Source organism: Parvibaculum sp., assembly GCF_049671045.1.
Lineage (GTDB): Bacteria > Pseudomonadota > Alphaproteobacteria > Parvibaculales > Parvibaculaceae > Parvibaculum.
This window is the reverse complement of sequence record NZ_JBATUH010000126.1, coordinates 1-6,699: the sequence shown is the minus strand read 5'-3', so window position 1 is coordinate 6,699 and position 6,699 is coordinate 1. Positions and strand designations below refer to the sequence as shown.

The 6,699-nt window shown below is 62.5% G+C and carries 5 protein-coding genes; all 5 read left to right on the top strand.

All coding sequences use genetic code 11. The features are described from left to right. Positions 1–2,982, top strand: a 2,982-nt coding sequence (locus WBG82_RS14945) for a DNA-directed RNA polymerase subunit beta' (protein WP_424425558.1), incomplete at its 5' end; no start/stop codon positions are given. A 596-nt stretch (positions 2,983–3,578) separates the two neighbouring features. Further along, on the top strand, positions 3,579–3,950 hold the full coding sequence (gene rpsL, locus WBG82_RS14940; RefSeq protein WP_424425556.1) for a 30S ribosomal protein S12: 372 nt from the start codon (positions 3,579–3,581) through the stop codon (positions 3,948–3,950). A 12-nt stretch (positions 3,951–3,962) separates the two neighbouring features. Beyond that, the gene (gene rpsG, locus WBG82_RS14935) at positions 3,963–4,433 is read left to right on the top strand and encodes a 30S ribosomal protein S7 (protein ID WP_424425554.1); all 471 of its coding nucleotides are present in this window, start codon (positions 3,963–3,965) and stop codon (positions 4,431–4,433) included. A gap of 24 nt (positions 4,434–4,457) precedes the next feature. Then, positions 4,458–6,533, top strand: a complete 2,076-nt coding sequence (gene fusA / locus WBG82_RS14930) for an elongation factor G (protein WP_424425552.1) — start codon at positions 4,458–4,460, stop codon at positions 6,531–6,533. 40 nt (positions 6,534–6,573) lie between these two features. Continuing rightward, positions 6,574–6,699 (top strand): GTP-binding protein (locus WBG82_RS14925; RefSeq protein WP_424420102.1); only part of this gene is annotated, 126 nt, incomplete at its 3' end.

Below are 6,699 nucleotides of genomic sequence, written 5' to 3'. Positions count from 1 at the left end.
GTCTGGGACATTCTCGAGCAGGTCATTCGCGAGCATCCCGTGCTGCTCAACCGCGCGCCGACGCTGCACCGTCTCGGCATCCAGGCTTTCGAGCCGGTGCTGATCGAGGGCAAGGCGATCCAGCTTCACCCGCTGGTCTGCGCCGCCTTCAACGCCGATTTCGACGGCGACCAGATGGCCGTGCACGTTCCGCTGTCGCTTGAAGCGCAGCTCGAAGCGCGTGTGCTAATGATGTCGACGAACAACATCCTGCATCCGGCCAACGGTTCGCCGATCATCGTGCCGTCGCAGGACATCGTTCTCGGACTCTACTATGTGACCATCGCCAAGCAGAACGAGCCGGGCGAGGGCATGGTGTTCTCCGGCATGCAGGAGATCGAGCACGCGCTGGCCGCGAAGGTCGTCACGCTGCACGCCAAGATCAAGGCGCGCTACAAGACGGTCGATGCCGAGGGCAAGCCGATCACGCAGATCGTCGAGACGACCCCCGGCCGCATGATGGTGGGCGAGCTTCTGCCGCGCCATCCGAACGTGCCGTTCGATCTCGCCAACCGCCTGCTCACCAAGCGTGACATCTCGCGCATGATCGACGTGGTCTATCGCCACTGCGGTCAGAAGGAGACGGTCATCTTCTGCGACCAGATCATGGCGCTCGGCTTCACGCAGGCTTTCAAGGCGGGCATCTCGTTCGGCAAGGACGACATGGTCATTCCCGACGAGAAGGAAAAGCTCGTCAGCGAGACGCGTTCGCTCGCGACGGAATATGAGCAGCAGTATATCGACGGCCTCATCACGCAGGGCGAGAAGTACAACAAGGTTGTCGACGCCTGGGCGAAGTGCACCGATCGCGTCGCCGATGTGATGATGCAGAAGATTTCGGCCGTGCAGGTCGACGCGGAGTCGAAGCGCGAGAAGCCCATCAACTCGATCTACATGATGGCTCACTCGGGCGCCCGTGGTTCGCCCGCCCAGATGAAGCAGCTCGCCGGTATGCGCGGCCTCATGGCCAAGCCGTCGGGCGAGATCATCGAAACGCCGATCATCTCGAACTTCAAGGAAGGCCTCACCGTTCTCGAGTACTTCAACTCGACGCACGGCGCGCGAAAGGGCCTTGCCGATACCGCGCTCAAGACCGCGAACTCGGGATATCTCACGCGCCGCCTCGTGGACGTGGCCCAGGACTCGATTATCACCGAGTTTGATTGCGGCACGGATGGCGGCATCACGGTGCAGCCCGTGATCGAGTCCGGCGAGATCATCGTTTCCCTCGGCACGCGCGTCCTTGGACGCACGACGGCGGAAGACGTGGTCAACCCGGTGACGGGCGATGTCATGTTCCCGAAGAACACGCTCATCGAGGAAAGCCATGTCGACCAGATCGAGGAGGCCAATATTCAGGGCATCCGCATCCGTTCGGTGCTGACCTGCGAATCGAAGACGGGCGTCTGCGCGGCCTGCTACGGCCGCGATCTCGCGCGCGGCACGCCGGTCAATCTCGGCGAGGCTGTGGGCGTCATCGCCGCCCAGTCGATCGGCGAGCCGGGTACGCAGCTCACCATGCGCACGTTCCATATCGGCGGCACGGCGCAGGTCGTCGACTCGTCCTTCGTCGAGTCGAACCATGAGGGCACCGTCAGGATCGTCAACCGCAACGTGGTCAAGGACTCGAGCGGCCATCTCGTCGTCATGGGTCGCAACGTGCAGGTCCAGGTTCTGGACGAGCAGGGTCGCGAGCGGGCGAGCCACAAGCTCACCTATGGTTCGCGCCTCAAGGTCGATGACGGCCAGAAGATCGAACGCGGCCAGCGCATTTCGGAATGGGATCCGTACACCGTGCCGATCCTGACCGAAGTCGATGGTGTCGTTGAGTTCGAGGATCTCGTCGACGGCGTGTCGATCCGCGAAGTGGCGGACGAGGCGACGGGTATCTCGAGCCGCGTCGTCGTCGACTGGCGCGCCTCTCCGCGCGGCAGCGAACTGCGGCCCGCCGTCGTGGTCAAGGACAGGAACGGCAAGGTTCTGAAGCTCGCCAGCGGCAATGATGCGCGCTACCTGCTTTCGGTCGATGCGATTCTCTCGGTCGAAAACGGTGCGGATATCCATGCCGGCGACGTGATCGCGCGTATCCCGACGGAAGGCGCCAAGACGCGCGACATCACGGGCGGTCTGCCGCGCGTGGCGGAGCTCTTCGAGGCACGCCGTCCGAAGGATCATGCGATCATCGCGGAGGTGACGGGCCGGGTCGAGTTCGGCAAGGACTACAAGAACAAGCGGCGCATCATCGTGCATCCGGTCGACGAGTCGCTGGAGCCGATCGAGTATCTGATCCCGAAGGGCAAGCATATCGGCGTGCAGGAAGGTGACATCATCGAGAAGGGCGAATTCCTCCTCGACGGCCACCCCGCGCCGCATGACATTCTTGCGATTTCGGGTGTGGAGGAGCTTGCGGCCTATCTCGTCAACGAGATTCAGGACGTCTACCGCCTGCAGGGCGTGTCGATCAACGACAAGCATATCGAAGTGATCGTCCGCAACATGCTGCAGAAGGTGGAGATCACAGACTCGGGCGACTCGACCAACCTGCCGGGCGAACAGCTCGACCGGGCGGAGTTCGACGAGATCAACGAGAAGCTCGCCCTTCAGGGCAAGAGGACGATGTCCGCCAACCCGGTTCTTCTGGGTATCACGAAGGCATCGCTTCAGACGCGCTCCTTCATCTCTGCCGCCTCCTTCCAGGAGACGACGCGCGTTCTCACCGAAGCCGCCGTCAACGGCAAGGTGGACCAGCTGATCGGCCTCAAGGAGAACGTCATCGTCGGCCGGCTCATCCCGGCGGGCACTGGCGGCATGCTGCAGCGCCTTCGCTCGGAAGCGCTCAAGCGCGACGAGAAGATCGCTGCGGAGCAGCAGGCAGGCCAGCTTCCGCAGGCAAGCGAGCCCGTGGTTGTCGAATCCGCCGAAGCGGCGGGCACGCACGCCTGACGGGCGGCCGCCACGCGAGAGAAATGAAGGGCCGCCCCCAAGGGGCGGCCCTTTCGTTTGCCCGGCACCGTGGCAAAAACCTGTGGCCGGATGGAGACGAAGGGCCGCCGGGCGCGGGGCGATGTGCGAATCTCCTTCCGCGAGGTCTGCAAAGAGGAGGGAATCGAAATGTGATTCCGTGCTCAAGACCCGGCTAACGCCCGGTAAAAAGCCCTCAAATCCGGGTTGCGAGGCCGGATTCTGGTACCAGGCGGCCCCTAAACGGACCGCAATGGGCAGATGAGCCCCTAAAAGCCGGAAAACATTGCTTTTCTTGCGTATCGCACTTGACGGGGAGGGGGGTGGCGGGTAGCTTCCGCCCACTTTCGCCGCAGGTAGTAGGGGCACCCGAGCCGAAACCGGCCGGACCTAGACACTGGGGCCAGTAAACAGACTATGAGGAATGGCGCACGACTCCGGGCGCAAGGCCGGAGTCCTCTGCAAATGGGCACTTACCTTCAGGGGTGTAGTGCCCGTAGCCGCGCGCAACTCTTGTAACCAAGAGCTGTGGCGAGGTTTTCGTTTTTGACAACAGGGATCGAGCAGGCGAGCAGATAATGCCCACGATCAACCAGCTAATTCGTAAGCCGCGCAAGCCTTTGGCGAAGCGGAACAAAGTGCCGGCGATGGAGGCGTGTCCGCAGAAGCGCGGCGTATGCACGCGCGTGTACACGACGACGCCGAAGAAGCCGAACTCCGCTCTGCGTAAGGTCGCTCGCGTGCGCCTCACCAACCAGTTCGAAGTGTCGAGCTACATTCCGGGCGAAGGCCACAACCTGCAGGAGCACTCGGTCGTGCTCATTCGCGGCGGCCGCGTGAAGGACCTTCCTGGTGTTCGCTATCACATCATCCGCGGCGTGCTCGACACGCAGGGTGTGAAGGATCGTCGTCAGCGCCGCTCGAAGTACGGCGCGAAGCGTCCGAAGTAAGGGATCAAAGACATGTCGCGACGCCACCGCGCAGAAAAGCGGGAAGTCATCCCGGACGCCAAGTATGGCGACCTGGTTCTCGCCAAGTTCATGAACAGCCTGATGTATCACGGCAAGAAGTCCGCCGCTGAATCGATCATCTACGGCGCGTTCGAGCAGATGGAAAAGAGGGCGAAGGTCGATCCGCTTCGCACCTTCCACGAAGCTCTCGAGAACGTCATGCCGGCAATCGAGGTCCGCTCGCGGCGTGTCGGCGGCGCGACCTATCAGGTTCCCGTCGAGGTTCGTCCCGACCGGCGCCGCGCGCTGGCGATCCGCTGGATCATCACGGCTGCCCGCGCGCGCAACGAGACGACCATGGTCGGCCGGCTGTCCGGCGAACTGCTCGATGCCGCGAACAACCGCGGCAGCGCCGTCAAGAAGCGCGAAGACACGCATCGCATGGCGGAAGCCAACCGCGCGTTCTCGCACTACCGCTGGTAACCCGTTCTTTCCGAGGCCAATCTTATGACCCGCCGCACAAAGCTCGAAGATTATCGCAATATCGGCATCATGGCGCACATCGATGCCGGTAAGACGACGACGACCGAGCGCATCCTCTACTTCACGGGTGAAAGCCATAAGATCGGCGAAACGCACGATGGCGCTGCCACCATGGACTTCATGGCGCAGGAGCAGGAGCGCGGCATCACCATCACGTCGGCCGCGACGACCTGTTACTGGAAGGGCAAGCGTCTCAACATCATCGACACGCCCGGTCACGTCGACTTCACCATCGAGGTGGAGCGTTCGCTGCGCGTGCTCGACGGTGCCGTCTGCGTGCTCGACTCCAGCCAGGGCGTGGAGCCGCAGACCGAGACGGTTTGGCGCCAGGGCGACAAGTATCACGTTCCGCGCATCGTCTTCTGCAACAAGATGGACAAGATCGGCGCGGACTTTGACCGCTGCGTGAAGGACATCGTGCAGCGCCTCGGTGCGAAGCCGGTTCCGATCCAGCTTCCGATCGGCGCCGAAGGCGACTTCCGCGGCGTCATCGACCTCGTCGAGATGAAGGGTGTCGTCTGGTCGATGGATGACAAGGACACCGCTCCGCAGATCATCGAAGTTCCGGCCGATCTGATGGACAAGGCCGTGGAAGCGCGCGCCGCGCTCGTCGAAGCCGCCGTCGAACTGGACGATGCGGCGATGGAAGCCTACCTCGAAGGCAACGAGCCGGATATTCCGACGCTGAAGAGCCTCATCCGCAAGGCCGTGCAGAAGAGCACCTTCTATCCCGTGCTCTGCGGCACCGCATTCAAGAACAAGGGCATCCACACGCTGCTCGACGCGATCATCGACTATCTGCCGTCGCCGACGGAAGTGCCGGCGATCAAGGGCGTCGACGTGAAGACCGGCGAAGAGACGGTGCGCGAGTCCTCGGACGAGGATCCGCTGTCGATCCTCGCGTTCAAGATCGTGGACGATCCGTTCGTTGGCTCGCTCACCTTCTGCCGCATCTATTCGGGCAAGCTCGAGAGCGGCATGACGCTCCTTAACTCGGCGCGCGAGAAGAAAGAGCGCGTCGGCCGCATGCTGCTGATGCATGCCAATGACCGCGAAGACATCAAAGAGGCCTTTGCCGGCGACATCGTTGCGCTCGCGAGCCTCAAGGACACGCGCACGGGCGATACGCTCTGCGATCCGCTGAAGCCCGTCATCCTCGAGAAGATGGAATTCCCGGATCCGGTCATCGAGATCGCGGTCGAGCCGAAGACGAAGGCCGACCAGGAAAAGATGGGCGTCGCGCTGCATAAGCTCGCGGCCGAGGACCCCTCGTTCCGCGTGTCGACGGACGCCGAGAGCGGCCAGACGATCCTGAAGGGGATGGGCGAACTCCATCTCGATATCAAGGTCGACATTCTCCGCCGCACCTACAAGATCGACGTCAATGTCGGTGCGCCGCAGGTGGCCTATCGTGAAGCGATCACGAAGCGTGCGGAAATCGACTACACGCACAAGAAGCAGACCGGCGGTTCGGGCCAGTTTGCGCGCGTCAAGATCGTGCTGGAGCCGGGCGAGCCTGGTTCGGGCTTCGAGTTCGAGAGCAAGATCGTCGGCGGTTCGGTTCCGAAGGAGTACATCCCCGGCGTTCAGAAGGGCATCGAGAGCGTGAAGGATTCCGGTCCGCTTGCCGGCTTCCCGATGATCGACTTCAAGGCAACGCTGATTGACGGCGCCTACCACGATGTCGACTCGAGCGTCATGGCCTTCGAAATCGCGGCGCGTGCAGCTTTCCGTGAAGGCGCGCAGCAGGCCGGCGTGAAGCTCCTCGAGCCGATCATGAAGGTCGAGGTGGTGACGCCCGAGGAATTCCTCGGCGGTGTGATCGGCGACATCAACTCGCGTCGCGGTCAGATCCTGGGTACGGACCAGCGCGGGAATGCGCAGGTTGTCCACGCGATGGTGCCGCTCGCGAACATGTTCGGCTACGTGAATACGCTGCGCTCGATGAGCCAGGGTCGTGCAAGCTACACGATGCAGTTCGATCACTACGAGCAGGTTCCGCAGGCGGTTTCCGACGAAGTCAGGGCGAAGCTCGCCTAACCATTAATCGAAGTCAGTTCCAGAAGGATGGAGCGCCGAGATGGCCAAAGAGAAATTTGAGCGCAATAAGCCGCACTGCAACATCGGGACGATTGGTCACGTTGATCATGGCAAGACGACGCTGACGGCGGCGATCACGAAGGTTCTTGCGGAAGCTGGCGGAGCG

Coding starts and splice junctions, on each gene's coding strand:
- rpsL (WP_424425556.1), top strand. CDS start 3,579: ATGCCCACGATCAACCAGCTAATTCGTAAGCCGCGCAAGCCTTTGGCG.
- rpsG (WP_424425554.1), top strand. CDS start 3,963: ATGTCGCGACGCCACCGCGCAGAAAAGCGGGAAGTCATCCCGGACGCC.
- fusA (WP_424425552.1), top strand. CDS start 4,458: ATGACCCGCCGCACAAAGCTCGAAGATTATCGCAATATCGGCATCATG.